Raw genomic sequence first — 26655 nt, forward strand, 5'->3', positions numbered from 1 at the left:
ACAGCCGGCGCGCGTCGGGGCCATCTTGGAAAAAGTCGAATCGACCAAATCGGCGGGAAAGCGCGAACGCCTGCGCGTGCTCGTCGCCGACGATGATGAGCTCGTCATCAGCGAGGCCCTCGGGGCGCTCACGGCGCCGGTTCCGCCCGGCGAGGCGCGCGGTGCGCGGGGAGAGACGCGGTCGGAGCCGGGCGTCGATTTCGACGTCGCCATCTGCCGTCGCGGCGAGGAAGCGATCCGCACGATCCGCGACGCCGCCGGGGGCAACGATCCCTTCGCGGTGGCCTTTCTCGATTATCACATGCCTCCGGGCATCAGCGGACTGACCGCGGCGGAGGAGATCCGCGTTCACGATGCCGACGTGGAATTCGTCATCGTCGGCGCGCCCGAGGATCTTTCCACAAAGGACCTGGGGCGCACCGCGGGACCTCTGCATCGAATTCTCTTCGTCCCCGCGCCGACCCGCGCGCTGGAATGGCGGCAAACGGCGCTCGTGCTCGGCCACAAGTGGCGGGCGCAGCGCGCGCATCAGACGCAGGCGCGCAAGTGGAACACGATGCTGCGCGAGCGGGAAACCGAGCTGCGGGCCTATCGCTCGGGCCTGACCGCCGAGATCGCGAAGCACGCGCGCACCAATCTCGAACTGCGCGACACGCAGGAGCACTACAATCGCCTGACGCAGGTCACGCGCGAGGGCGTGATCGTCTATCACCAGGGCAAGATCGTGGACGCCAACGCCGTGGCCGAATCCCTGTACGGTTTTCGAAGCGGCGAGATGATCGGACGCGAATTTTTCGACCTGTGGCCGCTCGACGCCCACTCGCCGATTCAACAACGGATGGAGTCGGAAAACACCGCCGCGCATCCCGAGATCGGCGTGCGCAAGGACGGCTCGCGCTTCAACGCCGAGCTCGTCATCACCGCGTTCATGTACCGAAACCGATCGATGTATCTGGCGGTCGTCCAGGACGTGACCGAACGCGAAACCGCGCAGCAGGCGGTGCGCGAGACCGAGGAACGCTATCAGGGCGTGTTCGAGGCCGCCGGCGAAGGCATCGGCATTCTCGACCTCAAGGGGATTCTGCAGGACGCCAACGCGGCCTACGCCGAGATGCTCGGGTTTGCCCGGGCCGACCTCGTCGGCAAACCCATGTCGGCCTTCGTGCGCCCGGGCGACGAACCGTTCACTCCGGCGTTTCTGGCCGAAATCCGCACGTCGAAAACGCGCACCCCGGTCCGGCTCGAGGCCGTGTTCATGCGCAAAAACGGCGACCCGGTCGACGTCGAGGTCGCCCTCATGCCCCTGACGTTCGCGAAGCGCTCCGCGCTGATCGGCATCTTCCGCGACGTGACCGAACGCAAGAATGCCGAGCGCGCGCTGCGCGAAAGCGAAATGCGTTACCGCATGCTCGCCGACAACGCGACCGACATCATCTGGACGATGGACATGGAGCTGCGTTTCACGCACGTGAGCCCGGCGGTCACGCGCGTGTTCGGGTACTCGGTCGCCGAGGCGCTCGATCTGCCGATGGCGAACCTGATGCGCCCCGAGGACGTGGAGAATGCGCGCAGCATTCTGCGCAATGCGGTGCAGACATCGCAGGACGGCGTCCCGACGTCGGCGCCCGCGATTCTGGAACTGCGCAACATCCACAAGGACGGGCACACGATCTGGACCGAGACGACGATCGACTACATCCGCGACGAGGCGGGCAACCCGACCGGCATCATCGGCGCGACGCGCGACATCACCCGGCGCAAGGAGGCCGACGCCGAAAAAGAAACGCTGCAGGCGCAGCTCCGCCAGGCGCTCAAGATGGAGGCGATCGGGCGGCTCGCCGGCGGCGTGGCGCACGACTTCAACAACATGCTGACGGGCATCCTCGTCAACGCGCAGATCATGATCGGCGCGCTCGACGTGGGGCACCCGCTGCGCCTGGAGGCGCAGGAGATCAAGCGCGCGGCCGAGCGCGCGGCCGACCTGACGAAGCAGCTCCTCGCCTTCGGCCGAAAGCAGATCATCTCGCCCAAGGCGCTCAACCTCAACGAGATCGTCCAGATGTCGCAGAAGATGATCGGTCGCATCATCGGCGAGGACATCGAGCGCATCTACGACCTGGGCGAGTCGCTCTGGTCCATTCACGCCGATCCGGTGCAGATGGATCAGATTCTGGTCAATCTCTCGGTCAACGCGCGCGACGCCATGCCGCAGGGCGGCACGCTGCGTTTCGTGACGCGCAACTGCCATCTCGACCGAATGTTCTGCCGGGCGCACCCCGGCTGCACCCCGGGCGAATACGTGCTGTTGCAAGTGTCCGACAACGGCCACGGCATGGACGAGGAGACGCAGAAGCTCATCTTCGAGCCGTTTTTCACGACGAAGGAAAAAGGCCAGGGAACGGGCCTCGGCCTCGCGACCGTCTTCGGCGTCGTGAAGCAAAACGAAGGATTTATTTACGTCGACTCCACGCCGGGCCAGGGCGCGACGTTCCGTATCTATTTTCCGCGCCTCGCGGCCGCCGCGGAAACGGCCGCCGCCGCGGAATCCGCCCCCATCCGGGGCGGGCGCGAGCGCGTGCTGGTGGTGGACGACGACGAGATGATCCGCGACGTCACCGCGCGCGTGCTGCGGACGAGCGGTTACGCGGTCGAGTCGGCGACGAGCGGCGCGGCGGCGATCCGGCTGTGCCGCGAGGGCGACGGCGTGCCGGAACTGCTCATCACGGACATCGTGATGCCGGGAATGAGCGGGCGGGAACTCTACGACCGGCTGCGGGAGATTGTGCCCTCGCTGCGCGTTCTGTTCATTTCGGGATATCCCGAAGACGCCATCGCGGGACGCGGCCTGCTCGATATCCGCACGAACTACCTTCAGAAACCGTTTTCGATCGAGCGCCTCTCGCAGCTCGTCCGCGAGATCCTCGACGCGCCCGCCGCCCCGGCGCCGCCCGGCTGATTCGCGAAAAAACTCAGTGCGCGGCGGCGAGTCGCCCGATCACGTCCGTCGCGATCGCCTTCGCGTCGCGGTCCGCGTCGATCCACGTCACACGGCCGGGCGTCGCGGGATGATTGGCCGGCGCGGCGACGAACAGCGGCACATCGCCCAGATCGAATGCGTCGAGCGCCGCGCGCACCGCCGCGATCCCGTCCGCGTCCCACGCCGAATCGGGCCAGACGACGAGGGCGTCGGCGTCTTCCTGCAACGCCGCCCCCGCGATCCCCTCCGGCGCGCGACTCTCGCCCAGGTGAATGATTTCCGCGCCCGCGTCCCGCAACGCCCTCGCCACGGCCCTGTGCGCGCCGTCCGCCGACGGCGCGAGCGCGATCAGAATCCGAATCCGCCTGTCCATGTCGTCCCCGAGACTTCGCCGTCGCGAGTTGTTCGCGTCGCCGCGTTTTACCGCGATGCGGCGCGCTTTCGAACCGTCGGCGACGCGCCGATCGCGAGTTCGCCGGCTTGGACAATTCCCCGGCGCGGTGGTAAAGCACGCGCACGAACGTCACGCGACCGGTGAAACATGGGGACAAGACGATGACCGAAGCCGCCGAGGACCCGGCGCCGGAACTCATGGGCGAGGACGGCTGGACGGCGCTGCCGATGCCGAAAAGAATCGGACGCGGGCGTTCGTTCGTATCCGGCGACATCGACGGCGACCGGTTGCGCGTTCGGTATTTCCGGCGCGAGTCCGACGGCGCGATGGTGGGGCGCGTGTGGTTCGGACCGGGCGCCGAAGGCCCGCCGTTGCACGTCCACGGCGGCAGCATGGCCGCGGTGCTCGACGAGGTCATGGGCGGCGCGGCGTGGATGGCCGGGCACACGGTGGTCGCGGCGCAGATCACCGTCAAATTCCGCCGCATGATTCCGCTTCTGCGCGTGATGACCCTGGAGGCGTGGGTGACGAAAATAGAAGGCCGGCGCGTAGCCACCGCCGGGCGCCTGATGGGAGACGACGGCGAGGTCTACACCGAGAGCGAGGGGCTCTTCATCGAACTCGCCGCCGACCAGTTCGCCGACCTGGCCGATCGGGCGCGCAAGGCGTGGGTCACGGCGCAGACCGTGCACCCCGCCTCCGACGAGGCGACCGGCTGATTCCGCCGAATTTCCCGCAATTTCGCGCGCCTGGCGTTTGTTGACAGTCCTTTTCCCGCCTCCCTATACTCCGGCGTCTTTTTCGGGGAGTGCGTTGAACTTCTGTCGGAAATTTCCGCTCGCGGCCTTGGCCGCCTGTGTCGCGGCGTTCGCGGCGGCGTGCGGTTCACCGCCCGCGGAGTTCTCCGGCCAGGGCGGCGTCTTCGACTCCCCCGTCGGCGTGACGGTGAACGGCGACTACGCCTACATCATGAACGCCAACTTCGATCTCTCCGACGAAAAAGAAGGCGCGATCACCGTCGTCGATATTCCGAAAAGCCTCGTCAATCGCAAGGACGGCATCGTCACCCGCGTCGTGACACCCCCCTTCATCGGCCAGATGGTCCTTTCCGCGGACCGTTCGACGGGTTATCTCGCCAACCGGCGTAAGAACTCGGTGATGCTGGTCGATCTGACCGACCCCGCGCTGCCGAAGATTCTCGATCTCGATCCCGACCGCGACGGCGATCAGGGCATCAAGGTCGGTCGCGAGCCCTACGCGCTGACGCTTTCCCCCGACGACGAGACGCTCTACGTGGCCAACCTCGGGTCGGGCGACCTGTCGATCGTCGATATCCCGAGCCAAAAACTCGTGAAGAACGAGCAGCTCCAGTGGGGCATCAACGAGATTCGCATTCCGCCGGGCGGGCGCTACGCTTACATCACCAACCGCGGACTGCAATCGGTCGTGCTCTTCGACACGGTGACGAACCGCATCAATACGGCGCTCGAAACCGGCAGCCGACGCACCGGCATCGGCGTCGATACGCGCGGCATCGACTTCACGCCCGACGGGCGCTGGGCGTTCATCGCCGCGCGCCAGCCCGAGGCGCTGCTCGTCGTCGAGACCGCAAAGCTGCCCACGCACCCCGAGGACGCCATCGTCGATCTACTGCCCCTCGACCTGAAACCCACGGCCGTGCGCGTCACGCCCGACGGCGGCGAGGTGTGGGTCAGCAACTTCAGCGCGAACAACATCTACATTTTCGATACGCGCTCGCGCGCGATCCTCGACGTCATCACCGTCGGCGGCGGCCCGTCGGATATCGCGTTCACCGAAGAGAACCCGCGCGACCCGGGCCACTACTACGCGCTCGTGACGAACTTCTACACGCACAACGTCAGCCTGATCGACGCCCGCAGCAAGGAGTACATATGGGTCATTCCGTAAAGGGAATGACGCTCCGGCTGTGCGTGGCGGTGCTGGCCGCGGCGACCGCGTGGCTGGCGGCGTGCGGCGGCGGCGGGCGCGGCGTCGTCGACGAGCAGAACCGGTTCGCCGGGCCGACGACCATGGCCGTCGCGCCGAATTTTCTCGATCCCTACGGGCATTACCTGTTCGTCGCCAACAGCCAGGGCGGCACGATCAGCGTCATCAACGCGCACAGCTATCAGGTGCTCTCGGCGCACACCGACGACGTGAACGATTACGACGTGATCCGCGTGGGGCGCGCCCCGCACCGCATCGCGCTCACCCCCGCGGGCGATCGGCTCTTCGTCACCGACGCGTGGGAAGACACCGTGCGCATCGTCTCGGGCTGGGCCGGGCGGCGGCCGGATATCTTCGACGTGAAGGTGGTCTTCGACGAGGTCGGGAACAAGTTTCTGCGTTACGAGATCGCGGTGACGGAGCTGGACACCGTCGTGCGCGCGGGCGAAATCGCCATGCCGAGCTTCCCCGATTCGGCCGGGTCCATCGTGCCGGTATTCGTCACCGACCCGGACAACGATCGCGTCGTCGTGCTCGACTCCGAAACCGGCGCGGCGATCGACGAGATCCCCCTGCCCGAAAGCCCCACGAACATCGCCGTCACCCCCACGGGCAACCTCGTATTCGTCACCGGCGACGAAGGGCGGCTCTACATCATCGACGGCGACGACTTCACCCTGCTCGTCGACCTGACACTCGATCTGGGCGGCACGCTCGGGCGCATCGTGACGAGCGACGACGGCGACGAGCTCTACGTGCTCAACAACGATCCCCCGCGATTGCAGGTGATCGGCCTGAATCCCGTCCGCCTCATCACGGACGACGTGCGTCTACAGGCGTCCACGAACGGCATCGCGCGGTCCGGGCGCGGCGACTGGATCTACATCGCCGGCGACGACGGCTACGTCTACGTCTTCGATCCCACCACGCGGCGCATCTGCAATTCGTGGGGCGGTCGGGTGTTTCTCGACGACGAGTGGCCGACCTCGAACACGCGGCTCGAACGCATCGACGTCAAGGACTGCCGCGTGCTGACCGAGCAGTGGGAAGTGGTCTTCCAGCAGTTCGAGGGCGACTGGACGGTGCGGGGTTCGCGCTCGGGATTGCAGATCGGGCGGGCGCAAAGCAACCAGTACTACGTCACCGACGACGGCGCGCTCGGATTTTTCATCCGCGACGACGATCAGCGCGCCTCGGACGAGGACACGTTCTATTTCGAGACCAATGTCGGCATCGAGCCGATCCGCGTGGGCCTCGTGCCCGACGACATCATCGCCACGCCCTACTTCCTCGATCCCGAATTCGACGTCGTGTACGTGTCGAACGCGGGCACCGACAACCTGTCGATCTTCTTCAACGAGGAAAATCAGCGCCTCGGCGCGGTCAACTGACGGCGAAACGGCCCGGCGTCGTTTCCAATTCATTCATCAATTTCGACTCCGAAGCGCGTGTCGCCTGATTCGGTTTCATCCCTGATTCCGACTCCAAAAACGTCCCAAGCTGTCGAATGTCATTTTCGCGATAACTTTATTCAGATACGGCTATAAGCGGGACAATGACACAAGAGTGAGATTTTATCGCGCACGTTCGACGGCGAAACCTGTAGCCTAGGGAGCAATGACGTTGCGGACGACGTTGTTTGACGCGAAACCGCCAATGGTCCAGCTGCTCGGTCTGTTCGAGGAACCCGCCGTCGCTTCCGACGCCACCGGGCGCATTCTGGCCTGGAACGACCCATTCGTCCGCGCCTTCGAAGATCAAGCCGTCTTTGCGCGGATGGAACACCGGTTCACGACCCGCGAACCCGATTCGACCTGGGACGCCGTCTGGCGGGCCATCGTCGACAAGGGTGAATGGTCCGGCGCGTTATGCCGGATTCCGCCCAGGCTCAACGGGAGTTGGAAGGCGCATGCGAGACTGATCGCGGGCGAGCGCCCGGACGTCGCCGTCGTTCTCTGGCGGATACACCGACTCCGCGACGACGCTCACGGGCATTACCGCGAAGCGTTCGCGTCGAGCCCAACCGCGATCCTGTTCGCCGATCTCGACGGGCGCGTGATCGAGGTCAACCGGGCGTTTTGCGGCTTGTGGCGGATCTCCGAGGCGCACCCGCGTCTGGCCGATTTGTCGTCCGACCTGTGGGACAACGCACCGAGCGTGGGCGAGATCGCCAAATGCGCTGCGCAGGGCAAAAGCTGGTCGGGCGAGGTCCGCGGGCGTCGCGCGGATGGCAGCGGTTTCCCCGCCCATGTCTTCGCGGCCGCGGTTCCCGGCGCCGCCGGCGAGCCCTCGATGGTCACGATGACGGTCTTCGATCTCACGCAGTCCCGCGCAACGACCGACGAACTGCGCGCAAGCCGCGAACGCCTGCAACTGGTGGTCAATGCCGCCCCCGTGGTCCTTTGGGCCATCGATCGGGACGGCGTGTTCACGCTCTCCGAAGGACGGGAACTGAGTTCGATCGGACTCGCGCCGGGTCAGGTCGTCGGAAGTTCCCTCTTCGAGTTGTACGCCGACGTCCCGGACACGATTCGCGAAGCGCGGTGCTGCCTGGCGGGGGAGTCGTTCTCCTCGGTGGGAACGTACGGCCCATACGCCTACGAGAGCCGTCACGAGCCGCTGCGCGATGCCGAAGGCCACGTGATCGGCGCGATGGGCGTGGCGGTCAATATCACCGAGCGTAAACGCGCCGAGGCGGCGCTCGCCCGCGTGAAGGAAAGCCTCGACAACGCGCAGCGCATCGCGAAGCTCGGAAACTGGGATTGGAATCCCGATTCGGATCTCGTCTGGTGGTCTGACGAGATCTATCGCCTGCTCGACCTGGACATCGGCGCCGTCACGCCGGGCCTGCGGCCCTTCATGCGCTTCGTGCCCGACGAGGATCGCGAATCGCTGAAAAAAATGATCGGCGTGGCGCTCGCCTCGGAAAAGTCGTGGCACATGGAACATCGCCTCGTCACGGCGACGGGCCGCGACATCGTCGTCCGCCATTGGACCGAGGTCGTTCGCGACGAACGCGGCAAACCGCTGCGCCTTCGCGGCGTCATCCAGGACATCACCGAAATCCGAAAGCTGGAGCAGGAGCAGGGAGAACTGCGCGCCCTGTATGCCCAGTCCCAGAAACTCGACTCCGTCGGACGTCTCGCGGGCGGCGTCGCGCACGACTTCAACAACCTCATCACCACGGTCCGCGGTTACACCGACCTGTTGTTGCGCGACGACGGCCTGTCCGACGACGTGCGGACCTACGTGGATGAGATTCGGCGAACGGCGGACCGGGCGGCCTCGCTGTCGCGACGGCTTCTCACGTTCAGCCGGCGCGAAGAGGCGAATCCCCGCGTGGTCGAGATCGACACCGCCATCGAGGACGCATCGCGGATGGTGCGCCGGCTCATCGGCGAGAACATTCAGCTCGAGCTCGGCCTTGGCGCGGGTGACTCGGGGGTCCTCATCGATCCCGTGCATCTGGATCAGATCGTCATCAATCTCGCGGTGAACGCCCGCGACGCCATGTCGCGCGGCGGCCAGATCCGTTTCGAGACCGGACGGGTGCGCCTCGACGCACCGGTCGGCGTCGTGATGCCCCATTTCGTTCCGGGCGATTATGTCCGGCTTCGCGTGGCCGACTCCGGCTCCGGCATCGCGCCCGAGCACCTCGACAAAATCTTCGAACCGTTTTTCACGACCAAGGTCGCGGGTGAAGGCACGGGGCTCGGGCTCGCGACGGTGTACGGACTGGTGACGCAGAGCCGGGGCATGATCGACGTGACCTCTCGCGTCGGTGTGGGCACCACCTTCGTGATCCATTGGCCCGTCGCGACGCATCGGGAGATCGCGGAACCCGAACCCGTCGCGGAAGCGATCCGCCCCGGCGGACGAATCCTGCTCGTCGAGGACGAGGACGGCGTCCGCCGATTGACCTCGCTGATGCTCAAGTCGCTGGGATTCTCGGTGACGGAGGCGGCGTCGGGCGTCGAGGTCCTCCATCTCGGGCCGGGCGACCTGCGGACCATCGACCTGCTGATGACGGACATCGTGTTGCCGTACATGAACGGGCGGGAGCTCTACGAGAAGCTGCGCCCCGCCCTGCCGGATCTTCGCGTGATGTACGTGTCGGGGTATCCGCTCGAAGTGGTGACGAAGTACGGCATCGTTCCGGGCGCCGACGTCTTCATCAGCAAACCGTTCACGATGGAATCGCTGCAAAACGCCCTGTCGCGGTTTTTCCGGCCGGAGTCTCGTGTCGCCCGCGGATCGTAATCACAGCAGATCGTTCACGACCGCGTCGCGATAGATCCCCTCGACCTCCCAGCCCACGCAGTAAGTCTCCTCGTAGAAATCGGGGTGGTCGAACTCGTGCCTGTCGGCGAAGGGCACGATGTAGCCCAGCTCGTCGTTGCACAGCCCCGCGTGCATCGGGATCGTGTCGTCCAGGTGTTCCTCGTAGCCGGTCATCGCCTCGAATGAAAACACGCCCCAGTCCGGGCCGTAATCGAAGCTCGATTCCTCGCGGCCCAACAGCGTTTCGGGAAAGGTCTCGCCCGGCGCGGTGACGATCGTGAGGGGCCCGACGCGGATGCGTCCGATCACCTCGGGGATGCAGCCCACGATCCCGCACTCCCAGTAATGATCGCGGTCCAGGTTCGTCGGGCGATCGACGAGCCCCGCCAGAAACGCCGCCATGTGCAACGGATTGCGCACGGGGATGCGGATCGTCGCGGCCGCGACGTCGAGCGCCGGGGTCGTGCGCACGGGCTCGCCGTCCAGCGCCAGCGCGGCCCAGTCGGCCACCGCGAATCCGAGCGACCACGATTTCTGCCAGCTCTGATCGTTGAGCCAGATGGGATCGCCGCCCCCGTCGGTCAGCCGGACCCCGGACTCGTCGTAGGCCGGTACGTCCACGCCGAGCGGCGTGCCGAGCCCACCCACCGCGCCCGAGAGATAGACCGACGTCCCGCCGAAGAGCGTCTCCATCCGCTGCCGCGTCCATTGCGGGAAGTCGGCGGAGAACTCCATCGCGCTCATCGTGACCTCGGGGTGGTTGTGCCAGTTCACCAGCGTGGCCACGGTCGAATCGTCATCGGCGACAAAACGCGCCGCGGCAACATCGGGGTACGCCAGATACGGCCGCCGCGAGTCACGAATCAGGCCGGGGTGGTTCGAGCCGGGTTCGTTGATCGTCGCGCGTCCCGCCTGCACCGATACGGGCGCGAGGTCGTCCCACGTGTCGATGACAAGTTGCGTGATCGTGTCGGTCAGGAACTGCGAATAGGTCTCGTCGCGACCGCTCGTGAGTGGGTCGGGGCCCCAGATGCCGAGCGTATCCGGCGCTTCGTGCGTGTGCGTGGCGGAGATGAAGATGTGGTCCGGCGCGAGACCGCGGACGGCGAGGGCGTCCTTGACAACCTGCGTGCGCGGCGACGGAAACCCGACAAGATCGACGCTCACGAGCACGGCATGCTCGTCGCCCTTCGCGAAGACGAGCGCCGAGGCCGTCAGGTCGTCGTGGACGCCCGTCGCGATGCGGATGCTCGACCCGCCCACGTACCAGGGGCTCGGATGGTTTTCGAGGGTCGGCGAGACGATGGCGCGACCCGCCGCGACGTAGAGTCGACCGTCGTCGGGCGGCATGGGCAGATCGTCCGAGGTGTCGTCGTCGCCGGTGTCGTCGTCGCCGGTGTCGTCATCGGATGCGTCGTCGTCGGTGTCGTCGTCCGCGTCGTCATCCGACGTATCGTCATCGGCGTCGTCATCGGGCAGCGGCGGCCACGTGTCGTCGTCCGCCGAATCGTCATCGTCGGCGTCGTCATCATAGGAATCGTCGTCGGTGTCGTCGTCCGAAGCATCATCGTCCGCGACGAGACCTCCCGGCGAACCGTCCGAATCCGACCCATCATCGCCGCCGCCGCACGCGGCGGCAAAAATCATCAGTGCGATCGGCCAGCCCATCCGCACGCCGATCGCCAAGAATGTTCTCATCATCGTTCCCGTCCTGACGGAATCGAATCCGATCAAAGAACGGCCCGGCTGTCAATCGGCGCCGAATCGAAGAGCCGGCGCGAGGCCGGCCCTTCGGTAATTCGCTCGGAATTTCGGATCAGAAGCGCACGAAGAACACGATCGACGCCTCGTTGCCCGGCGCGGGGAACGCGATCTTCGCGAGACCTTTTTGCAGGATGTCGGCCACGTCGGAATCGCCGGTTTCGTTCTTCATGACCTCGACCTTGGTGACTTTGCCCTGGGCATCGATGGTGATCTTCACCATCGCGCTTTTGCCGCCGTGCGACTTCTGGAAGTCGGAGAGTTTCTTCGCGACCTCGTGCGTGAAGCCCTTGGTGAGCGCGTCGCGGTATGGCCCTTCGCTCGCGATGCCGAGGAATGCCACCGGATCCACGAAGGGACCGCCGGATTCGCCGCCTTCGGCTTCGTCCGCCGCCACCATGTTCGCCGACGAGCGACTCATCGCCTTGCCCTGCGCGCTGACGGACGGCATCGGTTTGCCCGGCGACATCATCTTCATCGCGGGCGGAGGTGCGGCGACGCCGCCGGACATCGAACCCGAGCCGCCGCCCATGCCGTGACCGGAGCCCGTCGCCATGGTTGCGTCGACTTCCTCTTTGTCCTTGCCGAACACGCCCTCGTACGACACGCCCTCGGGCATCTCGACCGGCACCTGCACGGTGACCTGCTTGCCGCCCTCGTTGCGCACCTTCTCTTCGACGGCGACGAACGACGTGTATTCGGTGACCAGCCGGTAATCGAGGCCGAGTTTCGTGATCTCCTCGACGAGCTGGTTGGTGTGGCCTTTGTTCGTCATCTCCGCGGACAGCTCGCCGATCTTCGCCCGCGCCCACATCGTTCCGAGCGCGCTGTAGCCGCCGTTTTCGGCCGGGAATTTCACGGGGACCGCCATCGTCGTCAGCCCCCTCGCCGTCTTGCCGGCAATTTGCACCGTCGCCTCGCCGGGTTTCGTGAATTTCCCGTGGACGACGAGCGGCTGCCCGGCGAAAAGATCCGGCACCTTCGCCGGAATCTGCCCCGCCACCTGCAAACCGCCCCAGTCGATCTGGATGTCGGTCAGCACCGGCGCGTCGATGCGCTTGTGGAATTTTTCAACCACTTCATTCGTCGGTTCGTCCTGACGCACGAACTGCGCGAAGCCCTTGCCCTCTTCGGACATGCGATCGATGAGGTAGCGATTGACGGACGAGCCGCAGCCGAGCGTGAACAGGCGCGCATCGCCGAGGTTGCGGTGGATCTCGCCGATGATTTCGGTCTCGTTGCCGATGTAGCCGTCGGTCGTCATGAAGACGATGCGCAGGCGCTTGGGGTCCGCCGGCCAGTTGAGCGCGGTCTGGATGACCGGCAGCATTCGCGTGCCGCCTGTCGCCTGAATCTGGTCGATGAACTTCGCCGCGTCGCGCACGTTTTCGGAGGTGGCGGGCACGGGGCCCGGGGCCATCGAGGTCACGATGTCGTTGAAGTTGAAGACCTGGAACGTGTCATCGGCGCGCAGTCCGCGCAGCGCGCGCTTGACCGCTTCCTTCGATTTCGTCAGCGGGTCACCCTGCTGGCTGCCCGACGAATCGACGACGAAGAGTATCTCGCGCGATCGGATTTCCTTGTCCTCGTAATTCGCCTTGGGCGCGAGCACGAGCAGGAAATGCCCCTCGCCGTCTTTGGTCCACGTCAGCACGCCCGACTGGGGCGCGTCGCCCAGCACCTTGTAGCGCACGATCAGATCCTTGTTGGGGATCGTGTCGCGTTCATCCAGACGCACCTCGGCCGCCGCGTCGCCCTTCTTGTCGACCTTGATCATGTGCGATGTGGAGCGCAGCTCGTGAAACGGCACACCCGCGTTGAGGTGCACGGTGACGTCGATGTCATGGCCCGAGCGCTCGCCGGGTTTGAGCACCGGCGGCGTGATGCGCGACGCGTCGGGCACGCGGTTGGTGTCGGGCGCCCATCCGCCGCCCTTTTTGCCGAGGACGAATTCGCCCGGGATGTAACGCGGGCCGACGACCATGGGGAACACGAATTCGTATTCGCCCTCTTCGTACCTGAGCGACTCAACGTAGCTGATCTCGATCTTGATGTCGTCGCCGGGCATGATGTTGGCGACGGACTGCGTGAAGATGTTGGGCCGCTCCTGGTCGAGCAGCGACGCGGTCTTGCCCGCGGCCTTGGCCGCCTCGTAGATCTGCCGCGCCTCCTCGCGCTTTTTGATGACGCCTTTCACGACGCGCTTGCCGATCGTCATGGTCATGTCGTCCACCGCGGCCTCGTGGGGCAGCGGGAAGACATACACGGCCTCGATCGGATCCTTGGACTTGTTCACGAATGTCTGCGTGACGTTCACACGCGCGACGAAGCCGCCGACGAAGGCTTCGACGCTCGTGTGCGCGAGCGGGATTTCGACCTTCTTCTGATCCTTGGTGAGGACCAGCAACTGACCCGTGCCGATCTCGTCGTCCTCCTCGGCTTCCGCGATCTGCGGCATGGCCATGGCCAGCATCCCGAGGATCAATCCCGTTCCCCAACCGATTCGACTCATCCTTCATCCTCCGAAATCCGGCGGGCGCAAGTCGGCGCTCGCGACGATGAGATATCGTCGGACACACCGCATGTCCGTGCCGCTGTGATGATGCGTCAGACAACGGGCCGTGGCGAGGGGTTCCAGGGGGACCCTCACCCCGCCTCGCGATGCTCAGCACCCCTCTCCCGCCCGGCGGGAGAGGGGACGGGGGTGAGAGCCTTGCCCGCGCCTCACGGCCCCTTTTCCGCTATAATTCGTCGCGCAACGCGCACCCCGGATGTCCGATTTGACCGCGCCCCTTTCGCCCTCCCGACGCACCGTCCGCATCGCGTGCGCCGCCGCGTTTGCACTGTCGGTGTTTTACGCGCTGTCGATCTCCGGCGCGGCGGGCGAGGCGTTCTCGCTGCGTTACCTCGCGCAAAGCCTGTGGGACGATCACCGGCTTTCGGTCAACGAATTCGCCGCGAAGGGCTGGCTCGACGATCATTCCCGCAACCGCGACGACGTCTTCGTCCACTGGCCGCCGGGACCGGCGATTGTCGGTCTGCCGTTTTACGTTGTCGGCCGCTATGCCGACGGCGCGCCCGCGTCGGATCTGCCCACGTTGATCGGCGGCGAGGCGTCGCGAACGATGGCGCTGTTTTTCAGCGTGTGCGCGGGCGGGTGCGTGGTGCTGCTGTTCTTCGTGATGGGCCGGTTTTGCGCGAGCCCGTGGATTCGCCTTGTCCTGTGCGCGAACTTCGCCCTCGCGTTTTCTACGTGGCCGCTCGCGTCGATCTACAGCCGCCACGTGCCCACGGCCCTTCTGGTCCTGATCGGTTGTTGGGGCGCGTTGCGCGTGCGCGAAAACGCTCGTGACGGATCGGCTCTCGCGCTGTGCGCGCTCGCATCGGGTCTATTGCCGCTCTTCGATTACTCCGCCGCGATCATCGCGCCGTTTCCGTTGGTGCTCGCGTGGCCGGGATGGCGCGCCGCGCGGGCGAATCGCGCGCTCGCGTGGCCGCTGGCGCTGCTCGTCGTCGGTCCCATGCTGCTCGGCGCCTACAACACCGCGTGTTTCGGCGCGCCGTGGGTGACGAGCTACGCGCGCTCCGTGCAGCACGAATGGGCGCGCACTTTTGCCGGGACGTTTTCGGGCTCGGTCGTCGAGGGGCTGCGCTTCCTGCTCTTCAACCACGGGCCGATTCCCGACGGCATCGCGGCGCGCACCGGCTTCCCGCCCGCGTTCCTCGCGCACTACCGCGCGGCGGAGTTCACCGGGTTGCTCTTCGTCGCGCCGATTCTTCTCCTTTCGATTCCCGGCCTCGCCTTTGGCGTGAAGGAGCGCAGAACACGCGCGGTCTTCGCCACGCTGACCGCCGTCGTCGTGCCGACCCTGCTCCTCATGAGCACGCACCGCACGCTCTTCGGCGGCGAGAGTTTCACGCCGCGATACATCTATCACGTGACGCCCATCCTTTTCGCCGCGTCGGCGTACGCGCTCGGGCGCATCGAGGCGTCGCCGCGCGTCCGCCCTATTGTCTTTCGGTTCGCTCTGGTCGCCGTGGTGGGGATCGGCGGCATCGACGACATTCGCCTGGGCGCGACCGCCATCGCCAAGACCGCCGCGCGGACGGCGCGCATCGCGGGCGGGGACGCGACGAGCCCCGCGTCGCTCGTCGCGGCCAACGCGGGGCACATGGCGATCGCGCTCGTCCTGCTCGCCGTGACGTGGGCGTGCGTGTACGCCGTGGCGATTCGGATGTTCGGTCCCGCGAATCCGGCGAGCGATTCGAACGCGACAAGGGCTTGATTTGACGGGGGCTTCGACTATGATCCGCCGTCTTTCGGGGGCGAAACTCCGCGACTCGCGCGGATGACAGGAGCGACGCGATGCCGGCGATTTCGGCCATTCAGGTCCGCAAGGGAAATATTCTCGTCTACAACAAGGAGCTCTACCGCGTGATGGTCATGCACCATCACACGCCGGGCAACCTGCGCGCCATCGTGCGAATCACGATGAAGGGCCTGAACTCGGGCACGAAGATCGAGGAGCGGTTCCGCCCGAGCGACATGCTCGAAAAGGCGACGCTCGACGTCGCGAATCTCCAGTACCTCTACCACCAGGGCGACCACTACGTCTTCATGAACACCGAGACGTACGAGCAGCTCGAGCTCGACGAGGAAACCGTGGGCGAGGCCATGCTGTACATCGTCGAAAATGCGACGGTGAACGCGCTCATGCACGGCATGAACGTGGTGGGTATCGATCTGCCGCCCAAGGTCGACCTGCGCGTCGTCGAAACCACGCCGTATATGAAGGGCGCGACGGTTTCGAACGCGCCCAAGCCGGCCAAGCTCGAAACCGGCCTGGCGATCCAGATCCCCAGCTTCATCGAACAGGGTGAACTGGTTCGCATCGACACCGAGACCGGCAACTACATCGAGCGCGCGAAGTAAACGCGACAAACACCGTTCACGCCACCAGACGCAGGCTCCACAAGAACGCCGGCGCGCTGCGCAGCCGGAAGTGCGTGATCGACTTCGAGACGAGCTTGCCGGTCGCGACCTCGGTCAGGCGCCCGTAGCAGGTCGTGTGCGTGACGTGCAGATTCCAGGGGCGAAGGTTGATCTTCTCCCCGACGAAATGGTAGCGCGCGCCCGCCGCGTCGAACTCGAACTCGTAGCGGATCTTCTGCTCCGAGAAGTACATCAGCGTCAGAGTGCCCTGAACGCCGACGTTCTCGCACAATCCATTGATCGTGACGGTGCCCTTGAGTGGTGAACGCATGAAGTCCGCGGCCTTGGGATTCGCCCAGCGCGACACGTCGTCCGTTCCCCACGTGACGCGAAACTCCATGAAGCGCCGTCCCGCCGGGCCGAAGCCCGGCTCGAACTCGTGTTCGCCGGTCATGACCTCGTCGATCTCGAAGCCGACGCGTTTTTCCTTCCACGCGCTCTTCACGCGTCCCATCAGATCCGACATGGCGATCCCTCCCCGGTCGGGTTTGTCCTTACGCGGCCGCGCCGGCTTTCGCACTCTTGTCCGCGCTCTTGTCCGCGCTCTTGTCCGCGCTTTTGGCCAGCAGCCACGTGGCGATGCGCGTGATCGCGCCCGGCGCGAGCGGCAGCGCGCGCACGTGCAGCATCACGCGATTGAGCACGCTGACCATCTCCACGCGCTTGCCGCGCGTCACGGCCTTGAAGATCATGCGCGCCACGGTCTCGGGCTTGTGCGAGTACCAGGGCACGAGCTTCATCGACAGGCGCTGCATCATCGTCTCGGTCTTCACGTCGCTGTAAAAGCCCGTGTTGACCATGAAGGGATACACGGTGGTGACGCCCACGCCGTACTTGGCGACCTCGTACGAAAGCAGTTCCGAAACCGCGCCGAGCGCAAGCTTGATCGCCGCGTACGCGCCCCAGGTCGGCAGCCGGAAGAACGCCTGACCGCTCGACACGTTGACGATGCGGCCCGCGCCGCGTTCGCGCATGTGCGGCAGGAACGCCTCGATGTGGTGGATCGGCCCCCAGAAGTTGATGGCGAGCAGCCGCTCCCACTGCGCGTGATCGGTCTCGGCGATCTCGCCCGAATAGCCGACCCCCGCGTTGTTGATGAGCACGTCGAGCCCGCCGAGATCGGCGATCACCCACGTCGCGAGATCCTGAACCGCCGCGCGATCGGAGACGTCCATCGCGCGGATCTCGACGCGCGCGCCCGTGCCCCGCAGTTCCCGTGCCGCCGCCTCGAGCGCCGCGGAGTTGATGTCGGTGAGGACGAGATCGTACCCGGCCCGCGCGAATTCGCGCGCAGTGCACAGGCCGATTCCGGCAGCGCCGCCGGTGATGAGAACGCGGCCCTTCGATGTCTTGTCCGTCATGTTCGCCGTCCTTTTCCGCTCGGGGGTTTGCCCACCAGGCCGTAAAACGCGAAGTCGACCATCTCGCGGATCATGTCCGCGAGCGGAATGTCGCCCGGCGTTCGCGATCCCCACAGTTCGATGGTGCGCAGTCCCATGCCGACGATCGCCTGCGCCACCACGGCGCTGTCGCAGGGCCGCGCGAAGCCGCTCGCGATGGCGTGGTCGAGATAGTGCCGCGCGAGCGACGCGAACTGCGCGAGCCCGGCGTCGATCACCATCGCCATGTCGGCGTCAATCGTCGGTCCCTCGCGTAAAAAGACGAGAATCAGCTCGCGGTGCGCCTCGGCCATGGCGGCGATGCGCTGGATCGCCGAGAGCGACGCGTCGCGGTACTCGCGGGCATTCGCCGGCAGGCGGGCGCTCATGTCGGCGAACTGCGCCGCGCTGGCCTCGAAAACGTCCGTCATGATCGTCTCGAAGATCTCGCGCTTGCTGTCGAAGAAACGGTAGAAGGTGCCTTGGCCGACGCCCGCCTCGGCGACGATGTCGGAGATGAGCGCGCGGTGATAGCCCTTGGCCACGAAGACGCGCCCCGCCGCCTCGAGCAGCGTCTGGCGCGTGCGGTCCTTGCGCTCCTGGTCGCTGAGGATTCGTTTCGAAGTGGGCATTGGTAACCCCGGTGACATTCCAGACGGACTCGTCCGTCCGTTTCGATTCGACCCTATCCGCTGCGGAAGGTCGTGTCAACATCGAAACGCGCGGTTTGGCCGATGCGCGCCGCGCCCCTCGTGATCCGGTCCGCCGGGCGCTATCATGCCCGCGCATGAAAACATCGCCTGCGCGTACTTGCCGAACGATCCTCGCGTCGGTCCTTCTGGCGCTCTTGCCGGTCGTGTCCGCGCCCGCCGATCCGCCCGCCGCGTGCTGGTCGGCCGAGGCGCTGTCGGCGAAACCCGGCGAGGAACGGGCACGCCGGGTGACCGAATGGATCGAGCCGGAGATCGTCGCCTTCGCACCCGCGACGCCGCCCGCGCCGCTCGGCCCGGCACCGAGCGCGACGCGCGGCGTGGTGCGTCGGGTGTGTTTGCCGGACGGCGATCGGCGGATCGCGCTCACGTTCGACCTGTGCGAGACGTCGCGCGAAATCGCGGGGTACGACGGACGCATCGTCGATCTTCTGCGCGCCGAGGACGTGCGGGCGACGTTTTTCGCCGGCGGCCATTGGATGCGCACGCACCCCGAGCGCGCCGCGCAACTGCTCGCCGATCCGCTCTTCGAACTCGGCCAACACGGCTGGAGCCACCGCAATCTCGCCGTGCTCACGGGCGACGACCTGCGTCGCGAGATCGACGCCGCCACGGTCGAGGCCGCGCGCGTGCGATCGGATCTGCTCGCGCGGCCCTGCATGGCGGGCGTGGCCGTTCCCGCGCTGAGATATTTCCGCTACCCCTTTGGCGAGTGCGACGACGACGCGCAGGCGGCGTTGAGCGACGCGGGGCTCACGGCGATCCAGTGGGATGTCGCCCCGGGCGACCCCGCGCCGGGCATCGGAGCGAAGTCGATCGCCCGCGCGATGACCGACGGCGTGCGCCCCGGCTCGATCGTCGTGCTGCACGCCAACGGACGCGGCCGACGCACCGCCGACGCGCTCGCCATTGCCATCCCGGAACTTCGCGCGCGCGGGTATGCGTTCGCGACAATTAGTGAGCTGCTCGCGGCGGGAGAGCCCGAAATCGAGACGCGTTGCTTCGTGAGCCGCCCCGGCGATACCCTGCGTTATCGGCGCGCGAGATGAGGGGCAAGCGAGATCACGGCATGACGAAACCGGTGCGCGACATGCGAAAGAACCTTCGCCTGCTGGCGCGGGAGGCGGACGACGGCGGCGTGCCGTTTCGCATCGCGCGTTTCGCGCCGCTGCGTCACGCGGATGCCATCGCCGCGATCGAGCCGATCGAGCCGTGGGCGAGCCTCGGGTATCCGGCCGGTTGGCTCGAAACCTATCTGACCCGGCGCGACACCGCGCTCTATCGATTCACGTTGTTGCGCGAAAACGAATCGGGCGACGTCGCGCCCGCGGGGTATATGGCGGTGCGTTTCCCGTGGCTCGTGGGACCATTTCTGGAGCTGCTCGCGATCGCGCCCGAGCATCAGGGTTCGGGGCTCGGTGCGTTCGCCGTCGCGCGATTGCAGCAGGCCGCGCACCGCGCCGAGCGCCAGCTCTGGACCTCGGTGGCGTTGCACAATCCCCGCGCGGCCCGGTTTTACGAAAGACTGGGATTTGTGCCCACCGCCGACGTGCCCGATCTGCTCCGGCCCGGTTTTACCGAACGGCTGCTGCGTTACGATGCGCGCCCGTAGATCCATCGCGACGCTCGCAATCGCCGCGCTGCTGGCGCTCGCCGCGCTTTCGGCTCGGGCGGACGACGCATATCCCTTCGCCATCGCGGCGGGCGCGGGACCCGTGTGGGACGACGCGAACGACTGGGGCTGGAGCCTGCGGCTCGCGGGGTTCGGGCACCCGGGCGGCCTGACGTGGCTTCAGGTCGGGATGGCGGTGGAAATGTTCGGTCGTCCCGAAGCGATCTTGCGCGACGAAACCGAAGCGACGACGCTCGGCGACACGCGTGTGCGCGAGTGGCGCACGGACGCGGGTTCGCTGATCGGCGCACAGGTGCATTTCCCGTTCGGGTTCGGATCGCTCGAAAGCAAACCGATGTCCCGCGACGATCTGGTACGCGGCGGTCGTCGCGAATGGGAGTTCGCACCCACGCTCGCCGGCGGGATGTATCTCGACTCGTCCACCACGTCGAGCCGCCGCGACACCGACGGCACGCGCGTGAAATCGGTGCGCGAGGGAGACGAGGGAACGACGCACAGCGCGGGCGCTTATGGCGAGATCGGCGCGCGGGGACGCTGGCGCGTGCTGGAACTCGCGCTCGCGGCGCAAACGATCACGGACCGGCCGGTGCAAGCCGCGGCGTGGCTCGGCTTCAACGTGCCGTGGTGAACGACCGCATCGCGCGGCGGCGGCTTACTGGATGTACCCCAGCGACTTGAGGCGTTCGAGCAACGCGGCCTGATCGAAGAGTTGCTGCGGAACCGCCGCGTCCCAGATCGCGGCCGTCACGACCAGCTCCATCGAGGCGACGGTTTCAGGCGGTACCGCCACCGACAATCGCTGCCCGGCCTCGCGGTTGGTGAGATCGGCCAGCGCCCGCGAGGGCTCCATGCTGCCGGACCCGGCCACGACGATTTCGCGATCGTTCACTTTGCGTCCATCCACCTCGAGCGCGATGGACATCGCCTTGTTAGCGTCCGAGATCGGCAGCCGGATCTCCATCGGCTTGTCCGGCGTGGTGGAAAACTCGACGGTGCCCGACTGGTGGACTTCGTCTTCCTTCCACACGAGTTCCGTCGCGTGCGCCGAGATGAAGACCGGTTCGCATCGCCGGTCGGCGCGGTAGATCATCTTCCACTTGTGCGGCGCGCGACCCATGAAACGCAGCCGCGCGACGCGCTCGCGTGCGTCGCCCTTGAGCCCGCCGTAAAACGTCGCGTGCATCTGCCGCGCTTTCGCGAGCGAACCGTTGTCGGCGGCGAGATTTTGCTTTTCCGCGGGATCGGACCGGGGATCGAAGATCTCCTCCGCTCCGTCGCCGAGCGGGAAGATGTACTTCATCTCGGCGGTTCGAAGCGAGCTGCGATGCGGACCGACGAGAATATTTTCGGAAAGAACGGGCCGATCGGCAAATCCGGATTCCGCGAACAGATCGCGGCCGACGAAGGAGTCGGGCGGCGTGAATCCGAGTGCGCGCATGAGGGTCGGCGCCACGTCAACGAGCGCCACCGTTCGCGCATCCCGCCGGCCTTCGGTCTGGCCGGGTTTCACGATGATGAGCGGCACGCGGATCTGCTCGTCGTAGAGCGCGTGGCCGTGCTCCCAGCCGCCGTGCTCGCCGAATTCCTCGCCGTGATCCGCGGTGACGACGATGTAGGTGTGATCGAGTTCGCCGTCGCGGCGCAAGATCTCCAGCACCTCGCCGACGCGCCGGTCGGCCGCCAGAATCTCGCCGTCGTAAAGGGAGATGAGTTCGGCGAGTTCCTCGGCGTTCGGCGGGTTCTCACGAATCTCATTCGCGCCCGGGAAGCGATTGCCGAGATCCCGCGCGCGGTCAGGCGAGGGATAAGGCCACGCCGTCACCCCCTCGACGTGCTCGTACACCGCGTGCGCGGCGAGCAAATGGAAGTACGCGAAGTATGGCCGCGACTTGTCGCGCTGCTCGATCCAGCGCGCGAAGTGCTGGACCGCAAAGGTGTCGTTGCCCGTTTGCTCGTATCGGTTGAATCCGCGCCCGAAGCCGAAATTGAAGTCCATCGTCGGCGCGTTGATGAAGGCGGACGTCCAGTACCCCGCGCGGCGCAGCTCGCTCGGCAACGACGGCCACTGCACGTCCACCGTGAAGTTGTCGTTGAAGCGTGTCTTGGTCGAGATCTTGTGGGGATACTGCGACATCATCATCGACGTCACCGAAGGCCGCGTCCACGGTGCGTTGCTGAACGCGTGCTCGTACAGCGTGCCCCGCGCGGCGAGCGCGTCGATGTTCGGCGATGTGGGCCGCCCGTATCCGTAGGCGGAAAGGTGATCGGCCCGCGTGGTGTCGAGCGTAATCCAAAGGACGTTTGGTCCCTTTTCTTTCGAGGGTTTTCGCGTCACCACGCGCACGTGCGACCAGACCGGCCGGCCCTCGTAGGGTGTCGTGGGCACCTCGGCGCTCTCGCGGCGCAGCGACGCCTGAAGCACGATTTCGACCGTGCGTCCGGCGTACGCGTCGAGGCCGACGCGTGCCTCGTCCCACGGCTCCTGCAGGTTGTGATCGAGCCGCTGCTCGGAGCGGTAGATGCGCTTCATACTTCCGTCGTCCTCGCGCACGAAGACGGCGAATGCCACCGAGGTCGTCGCGCGGCTCCAGTCACGGTCGGCGACGGCGTGCGCGAAACGCAGTTCCGAATCAGGTCCAACGGACGAAAAAAAGCGCAGCGTCGCGTTTGCCGACGCGTCCACCGCCTCGCGCACCTCGCTGTGGATCTCGAAGAGCTTGATGCGATCGCTCTCGCCGCGCTGCTCGAGCGCCTCGGCGAGCGTGGTGAACGTCGTACGTTCGGGCGCGATGGGGGCGGGCTTCGAGGCATCGCGCCCGCAGCCGGCGAACGCCAGCGCGGCCATGACCATGAGCGCGACCGTTCCGACCGCGATCTGTTTTGTCGTTCGAAGATTCATCCCAACATTCCCGAGTCGACTCACACCCCTCTTCGATCACATGCAAACTTCAAACACAATGAGGGCAATTTAACTCAAAATAATTGCGTCTGTCACGATGTCCCCGCGATGATTCCGTGACGCGCGCGAGGCAGGGACGTGAAGTGACGAGCGCGACCAGGGCGGGAATTCGCGCGCGCAATCGTCCGGGCGGCCCGGATTCCGCATCCATTCGGCTTTTTCGGCGCGTTGCGATAAAATCGATTCGTCATCATCGTGTTGACCATGGGAGGGACGGCCATGCTCGACGATCTGCTGGACAAACTCCGCCGCGAGTATCTGCACGTGGAGACGAATCCCGATCTCGACGACGACCAAAAAATCGAGCGCATCATCCTGTCCACCTGCGCGGGGTGCGCCGCGCTCTCGGCGATGCCGCTGCCGCTCGCCGATCTGCTCATCCTCACGCCGATTCAGGGCTACATGGGGTGGCGGATCGCGCACGTGCGCGGGATCGAACTGTCGAAGCAGGAGGCGGTCGAAACCGTCAAAGAGATCCTGGGAACGGTCGGCCTCGGCCTCGCCGCGCGCCAGGCGGTCATCACCGCCACGCGGCTTTTGCCCGGTCTCGGCTCGGTCATGTCGATCCCGCTCGTCTTCGGCGCGACCTACGGCATCGGGCGCGTCATGGATCTGTATTTCGTCGAACGCAAAGCCGGGCGCCGCGTGCCGGAGGAGGCGCTTCGCAAGGCGTATCTCGACGCGCGACGAATGGGCGAATCGCTCGGGCGGCGATTCGAAAAGGCGAAAACGGACGCCGCGCCGGGATCGATCACAGAGACGTTTCTGAAGGAGAAGGACGCCTTCGTCGCGAAAATGCGCGAGGCGTTCGACGCGGCCTACGCCGAATTCAAAACGGCGGTGGAAGACCTGAAGCCCGAGCCGCCCGCTTCGAAGCCTGCCGCGAAGCCCGCCGCGAAACCCGCGGAAAAACCGCGCGCGAAGACTGCGAAACCGCGGGAATCGGCGCCGCGAAAGCCCGCGAGAAAAACCGCGACGAAACCGGTGAAGGCGACGGCGAAGAGTCCGCGCGCGAAATCGACGACCGCCGCGAAGTCGCCGACCACCGCGAAGACGAGCTCAACCGCTCCGAGAAAGCCACGCGCACGCAAACCGAAATCCGCGTGACGGGGATATCGATGCCGATGCGAATGCGTTTCTGGGCGATGGCGGCGATCATCTGGCTGGCGACGGCGACGAGCGCACCGGCCCGCGAGGTCTGGCTCGATTACACGGACGGTCCCGAGATCTACGCGTGCGACACGTACGGCCACGAGGATGACGTCTATACGATGCGTTTTACGCCCGAGGCCCGCGTGACGCTCCTGCGCGTGTGGTTTCGCGCCGAGGACGCCGGCACGCTCACCGTTCACGTCTGGCCCGACGCGGACGGGCTTCCCGACACGGCGCGCGACCTGATCGAACCCTTCGACGTCGAGACCGAGGACGGCAGCAAGCCGTATTCAATCGACGTGTCGGAGGCGAATCTCACGATCGACGCGCGGCTCGAGTTCCACGTCGGCCTCGTGCGCAAGACGGACGACGGCGCGCGGCTGTGCATGGATTCGACGAAGGATGCATTGTCGCGGGCGTGGCGGCGCATCGGCGACACGTGGCAGGACAACGAGCGCGACTGGATGCTGCGCGTACAGGCGAACTACGACGACGAACCGACGAGGTGGTACTTCGAGGACGTCACGACGTCGTCGGGTTTCGTGCCGGGTTCGCGCGTGGCGGCGGGCGACTACGACGGCGACGGCGACGCGGACCTGCTCGTCTCCGGCGTCGTGCTCTTCGCAAACGACGGCGCGGGATTCTTCACCGACGTGACGGCGGCGGCGGGACTTGGCGGCGTGGGCGGCAACGGCGGGCTCTTCGCCGACATCGACAACGACGGCGACCTCGACGTCTTCACGATGGTGAACAGTCTTTCCGAATACGACCGGATCTTCGCGAACAATGGCGACGGGACGTTCACCGACGTCACGGACGCGGCGATCGTCGAGGCCGATCGCGACCTGCTCCCCACCGAGGGTGCGACCTTCGCCGACCTGAACGGAGACGGGTTCCTGGACCTGTACCTCGCCAACTATGAAATGCCGCAGGATGTCTCCGGCGAGCTCGCCGTCGGCACGCGTGACAAGCTCTACCTGAACAACGGCGACGGCACATTCACGGAGACCGGCGCGGCGTGGGGGATCGATCCGCTGCTCGCGACGGACGACCACCGTTGCGGGCGCGGCGTCAACGCGGCGGACTTCGACGAGGATGGCGACGCCGATATCTACGTCAGCGACTATCGCCTCGATCCGAATTTCCTATGGGTCAACAACGGCGATGGATCGGTGACGGATCGCGCCGAGGATCTCGGGGTACAGGGCAACCGCGCGTTCGGATCGTGGGGACACACAATCGGATCGGCGTGGGGCGACTTCAACAACGACGCCCATCTCGACCTGTTCACGGCGAACCTCGCGCACCCACGCTACGCCGATTTCTCCGACGTGTCGCACTTGTACATCAACAACGGCCCGCCGACGTGGGACTTCACCGACGCCACGAACGACTGGGGCATCGTCTACATCGAGACGCACTCCGAACCCGCTCTCGGCGACTGGAACAACGACGGTTGGCTCGATCTGCTGCTCACGAATGTCTATCCGGATTTCTTCGCCCAACTCTATCGCAATAACGGCAACGGCACGTTTACAGAGCTGTACTACTACTCCGGCCTGAATATCGAGGACGGCTGGGGCGCGGTGCTCGCCGATGTGGACGCGGACGGCTGGCTCGACGCGGTCTCCAATCGCGGGCTGTTTCGCAACACGCTGGGCGAATGGGACGAGTTCGCGGAGCACCACTGGCTCAAGGTCCGCGCGCGGTGCACGAGCGGCGATCCGTTCTGCGTCGGGGGGCGGATCGAGGTGCAGCTCGCGGCGGATTCCGGCACGCAGGCGCGCGAGATCACGGCAGGAAAGGGGACCACGAACCAGGACGACTTCACGCAGCACTTCGGCCTGAACCTGTGCAAAGAGGCGTGGCGTGTGACCGTGCGTTTTCCGGGCGGCGCCCAGACGACGCGCTACCAGGTTTCCGCCGACGAGGTCGTCGAGTTCACGGAAGGCGATCCGTCCGATTCCGAGCCCAAAGTCCCGCCCCTGCAGGAGGAATGCGTGCTGGTGGATTACCCCGAGCCCGAGTGGCCGAACGCGGATGACGATGCGGACGACGACGCTCAGGGCGACGACGACGCGACGGATGACGACGCTTCGGATGGAATTCCCGAAGACGCGGACGACGATGATGATTCGGATGACGGCGGCTGCGGCTGCTGACCCGACGGGGCCTCTCCCACGTCGTTTGACAATTCGCGGCGGCTTTCGCACCGTGACACGATCATGGCTTTTTCGGGAAATGCGGCCGACGACGCCGTGCCCCGCATCGTCGCGTGGGTCTGCGCGCTTGCCGTCGCCCTGTCGCTTGGTGGGTCGGCGCTCTATCTGGCCCTCGACCGCTCCGACCACCTCGACGGCTACGATCACGCCAATCTGCGAATTCTGACGGCGGTGCTCGACCGCTTCGACACGCCATCCGGCGGCGCGGTGGCGGCCGCGCCCGGCC

20 protein-coding genes are annotated in these 26655 nt (G+C 66.1%); 13 read left to right on the forward strand and 7 right to left on the reverse strand.

Annotated features, from left to right (window positions below; all coding sequences use genetic code 11):
• Positions 1–25: 25 nt before the first annotated feature.
• On the forward strand, positions 26–2956 hold the full coding sequence (locus IT350_16745) for a PAS domain S-box protein (protein ID MCC6159703.1): 2931 nt from the start codon (positions 26–28) through the stop codon (positions 2954–2956).
• Between the two features lie 13 nt (positions 2957–2969).
• Here IT350_16745 and IT350_16750 read toward each other — a convergent pair whose 3' ends face one another.
• Positions 2970–3350, reverse strand: coding sequence for a hypothetical protein (locus tag IT350_16750; protein ID MCC6159704.1), 381 nt, complete (start codon positions 3348–3350; stop codon positions 2970–2972).
• A 182-nt stretch (positions 3351–3532) separates the two neighbouring features.
• Between IT350_16750 and IT350_16755 the strand changes: the two genes are divergently transcribed.
• From IT350_16755 to IT350_16770, 4 genes are all read left to right on the forward strand, one after another.
• On the forward strand, positions 3533–4090 hold the full coding sequence (locus tag IT350_16755; GenBank protein ID MCC6159705.1) for a PaaI family thioesterase: 558 nt from the start codon (positions 3533–3535) through the stop codon (positions 4088–4090).
• A 127-nt stretch (positions 4091–4217) separates the two neighbouring features.
• On the forward strand, positions 4218–5300 hold the full coding sequence (locus tag IT350_16760; protein MCC6159706.1) for a YncE family protein: 1083 nt from the start codon (positions 4218–4220) through the stop codon (positions 5298–5300).
• Positions 5285–6730, forward strand: coding sequence for a YncE family protein (locus IT350_16765; GenBank protein ID MCC6159707.1), 1446 nt, complete (start codon positions 5285–5287; stop codon positions 6728–6730). The genes IT350_16760 and IT350_16765 overlap by 16 nt, the downstream gene beginning before the upstream one ends.
• A 265-nt stretch (positions 6731–6995) precedes the next feature.
• Positions 6996–9599, forward strand: a complete 2604-nt coding sequence (locus tag IT350_16770; GenBank protein MCC6159708.1) for a PAS domain S-box protein — start codon at positions 6996–6998, stop codon at positions 9597–9599.
• Here IT350_16770 and IT350_16775 read toward each other — a convergent pair whose 3' ends face one another.
• Both IT350_16775 and IT350_16780 read right to left on the reverse strand, forming a co-directional pair.
• Complete coding sequence (locus IT350_16775) at positions 9600–11318, reverse strand: hypothetical protein (protein ID MCC6159709.1); 1719 nt, start codon at positions 11316–11318, stop codon at positions 9600–9602.
• A 118-nt stretch (positions 11319–11436) separates the two neighbouring features.
• The gene (locus IT350_16780) at positions 11437–13893 is read right to left on the reverse strand and encodes a VWA domain-containing protein (GenBank protein ID MCC6159710.1); all 2457 of its coding nucleotides are present in this window, start codon (positions 13891–13893) and stop codon (positions 11437–11439) included.
• A 268-nt stretch (positions 13894–14161) separates the two neighbouring features.
• Here IT350_16780 and IT350_16785 point away from each other — a divergent pair, with 268 nt between their 5' ends.
• Both IT350_16785 and efp read left to right on the forward strand, forming a co-directional pair.
• Entirely contained in the window at positions 14162–15667 is a 1506-nt protein-coding gene (locus IT350_16785) for a hypothetical protein (GenBank protein ID MCC6159711.1), read from the forward strand.
• A gap of 80 nt (positions 15668–15747) precedes the next feature.
• Positions 15748–16314 carry an elongation factor P gene (gene efp, locus IT350_16790; protein MCC6159712.1) on the forward strand — a complete coding sequence of 189 codons (567 nt, stop codon included), beginning with the start codon at positions 15748–15750 and terminating at the stop codon, positions 16312–16314.
• Positions 16315–16330: 16 nt separating this feature from the next.
• Here efp and IT350_16795 read toward each other — a convergent pair whose 3' ends face one another.
• From IT350_16795 to IT350_16805, 3 genes are read right to left on the reverse strand one after another with little or no spacing between them, the layout of a single operon-like run.
• Positions 16331–16840 (reverse strand): hypothetical protein, encoded by a 510-nt coding sequence (locus IT350_16795; GenBank protein MCC6159713.1) that lies wholly within the window; start codon positions 16838–16840, stop codon positions 16331–16333.
• A gap of 28 nt (positions 16841–16868) precedes the next feature.
• Positions 16869–17735 carry an SDR family NAD(P)-dependent oxidoreductase gene (locus IT350_16800; GenBank protein MCC6159714.1) on the reverse strand — a complete coding sequence of 289 codons (867 nt, stop codon included), beginning with the start codon at positions 17733–17735 and terminating at the stop codon, positions 16869–16871.
• Positions 17732–18385 carry a TetR/AcrR family transcriptional regulator gene (locus IT350_16805; GenBank protein MCC6159715.1) on the reverse strand — a complete coding sequence of 218 codons (654 nt, stop codon included), beginning with the start codon at positions 18383–18385 and terminating at the stop codon, positions 17732–17734. The genes IT350_16800 and IT350_16805 overlap by 4 nt, the downstream gene beginning before the upstream one ends.
• A 155-nt stretch (positions 18386–18540) precedes the next feature.
• Here IT350_16805 and IT350_16810 point away from each other — a divergent pair, with 155 nt between their 5' ends.
• The 3 genes from IT350_16810 to IT350_16820 are packed head-to-tail and all read left to right on the forward strand — an operon-like array spanning position 18541 to position 20724.
• Positions 18541–19512 (forward strand): polysaccharide deacetylase family protein, encoded by a 972-nt coding sequence (locus tag IT350_16810; protein ID MCC6159716.1) that lies wholly within the window; start codon positions 18541–18543, stop codon positions 19510–19512.
• 20 nt (positions 19513–19532) lie between these two features.
• Positions 19533–20075, forward strand: a complete 543-nt coding sequence (locus IT350_16815; GenBank protein ID MCC6159717.1) for a GNAT family N-acetyltransferase — start codon at positions 19533–19535, stop codon at positions 20073–20075.
• Entirely contained in the window at positions 20062–20724 is a 663-nt protein-coding gene (locus IT350_16820; protein MCC6159718.1) for a hypothetical protein, read from the forward strand. The genes IT350_16815 and IT350_16820 overlap by 14 nt, the downstream gene beginning before the upstream one ends.
• A gap of 24 nt (positions 20725–20748) precedes the next feature.
• Here the strand turns inward: IT350_16820 and IT350_16825 are convergent, their stop codons facing one another.
• Complete coding sequence (locus IT350_16825) at positions 20749–22995, reverse strand: sulfatase (GenBank protein MCC6159719.1); 2247 nt, start codon at positions 22993–22995, stop codon at positions 20749–20751.
• 279 nt (positions 22996–23274) lie between these two features.
• On the opposite strand from IT350_16825, the gene IT350_16830 reads away from it, so the two are divergent.
• The 3 genes from IT350_16830 to IT350_16840 form a co-directional block, all read left to right on the forward strand.
• Complete coding sequence (locus tag IT350_16830) at positions 23275–24162, forward strand: hypothetical protein (GenBank protein MCC6159720.1); 888 nt, start codon at positions 23275–23277, stop codon at positions 24160–24162.
• An 11-nt stretch (positions 24163–24173) separates the two neighbouring features.
• The gene (locus IT350_16835; protein ID MCC6159721.1) at positions 24174–26369 is read left to right on the forward strand and encodes a CRTAC1 family protein; all 2196 of its coding nucleotides are present in this window, start codon (positions 24174–24176) and stop codon (positions 26367–26369) included.
• 63 nt (positions 26370–26432) lie between these two features.
• The coding region (locus tag IT350_16840; GenBank protein ID MCC6159722.1) for a hypothetical protein at positions 26433–26655 on the forward strand (223 nt) is incomplete at its 3' end.

The sequence above is a fragment of the Deltaproteobacteria bacterium genome (assembly GCA_020845895.1).
Lineage (GTDB): Bacteria > Lernaellota > Lernaellaia > JACKCT01 > JACKCT01 > JADLEX01.

Coding starts and splice junctions, on each gene's coding strand:
- IT350_16805 (MCC6159715.1), bottom strand. CDS start 18,385: ATGCCCACTTCGAAACGAATCCTCAGCGACCAGGAGCGCAAGGACCGC.
- efp (MCC6159712.1), top strand. CDS start 15,748: ATGCCGGCGATTTCGGCCATTCAGGTCCGCAAGGGAAATATTCTCGTC.
- IT350_16770 (MCC6159708.1), top strand. CDS start 6,996: ATGGTCCAGCTGCTCGGTCTGTTCGAGGAACCCGCCGTCGCTTCCGAC.
- IT350_16765 (MCC6159707.1), top strand. CDS start 5,285: ATGGGTCATTCCGTAAAGGGAATGACGCTCCGGCTGTGCGTGGCGGTG.
- IT350_16780 (MCC6159710.1), bottom strand. CDS start 13,893: ATGAGTCGAATCGGTTGGGGAACGGGATTGATCCTCGGGATGCTGGCC.
- IT350_16815 (MCC6159717.1), top strand. CDS start 19,533: ATGACGAAACCGGTGCGCGACATGCGAAAGAACCTTCGCCTGCTGGCG.
- IT350_16830 (MCC6159720.1), top strand. CDS start 23,275: ATGCTCGACGATCTGCTGGACAAACTCCGCCGCGAGTATCTGCACGTG.
- IT350_16810 (MCC6159716.1), top strand. CDS start 18,541: ATGAAAACATCGCCTGCGCGTACTTGCCGAACGATCCTCGCGTCGGTC.
- IT350_16825 (MCC6159719.1), bottom strand. CDS start 22,995: ATGAATCTTCGAACGACAAAACAGATCGCGGTCGGAACGGTCGCGCTC.
- IT350_16750 (MCC6159704.1), bottom strand. CDS start 3,350: ATGGACAGGCGGATTCGGATTCTGATCGCGCTCGCGCCGTCGGCGGAC.
- IT350_16835 (MCC6159721.1), top strand. CDS start 24,174: ATGCCGATGCGAATGCGTTTCTGGGCGATGGCGGCGATCATCTGGCTG.
- IT350_16755 (MCC6159705.1), top strand. CDS start 3,533: ATGACCGAAGCCGCCGAGGACCCGGCGCCGGAACTCATGGGCGAGGAC.
- IT350_16775 (MCC6159709.1), bottom strand. CDS start 11,318: ATGAGAACATTCTTGGCGATCGGCGTGCGGATGGGCTGGCCGATCGCA.
- IT350_16820 (MCC6159718.1), top strand. CDS start 20,062: ATGCGCGCCCGTAGATCCATCGCGACGCTCGCAATCGCCGCGCTGCTG.
- IT350_16795 (MCC6159713.1), bottom strand. CDS start 16,840: ATGTCGGATCTGATGGGACGCGTGAAGAGCGCGTGGAAGGAAAAACGC.
- IT350_16800 (MCC6159714.1), bottom strand. CDS start 17,735: ATGACGGACAAGACATCGAAGGGCCGCGTTCTCATCACCGGCGGCGCT.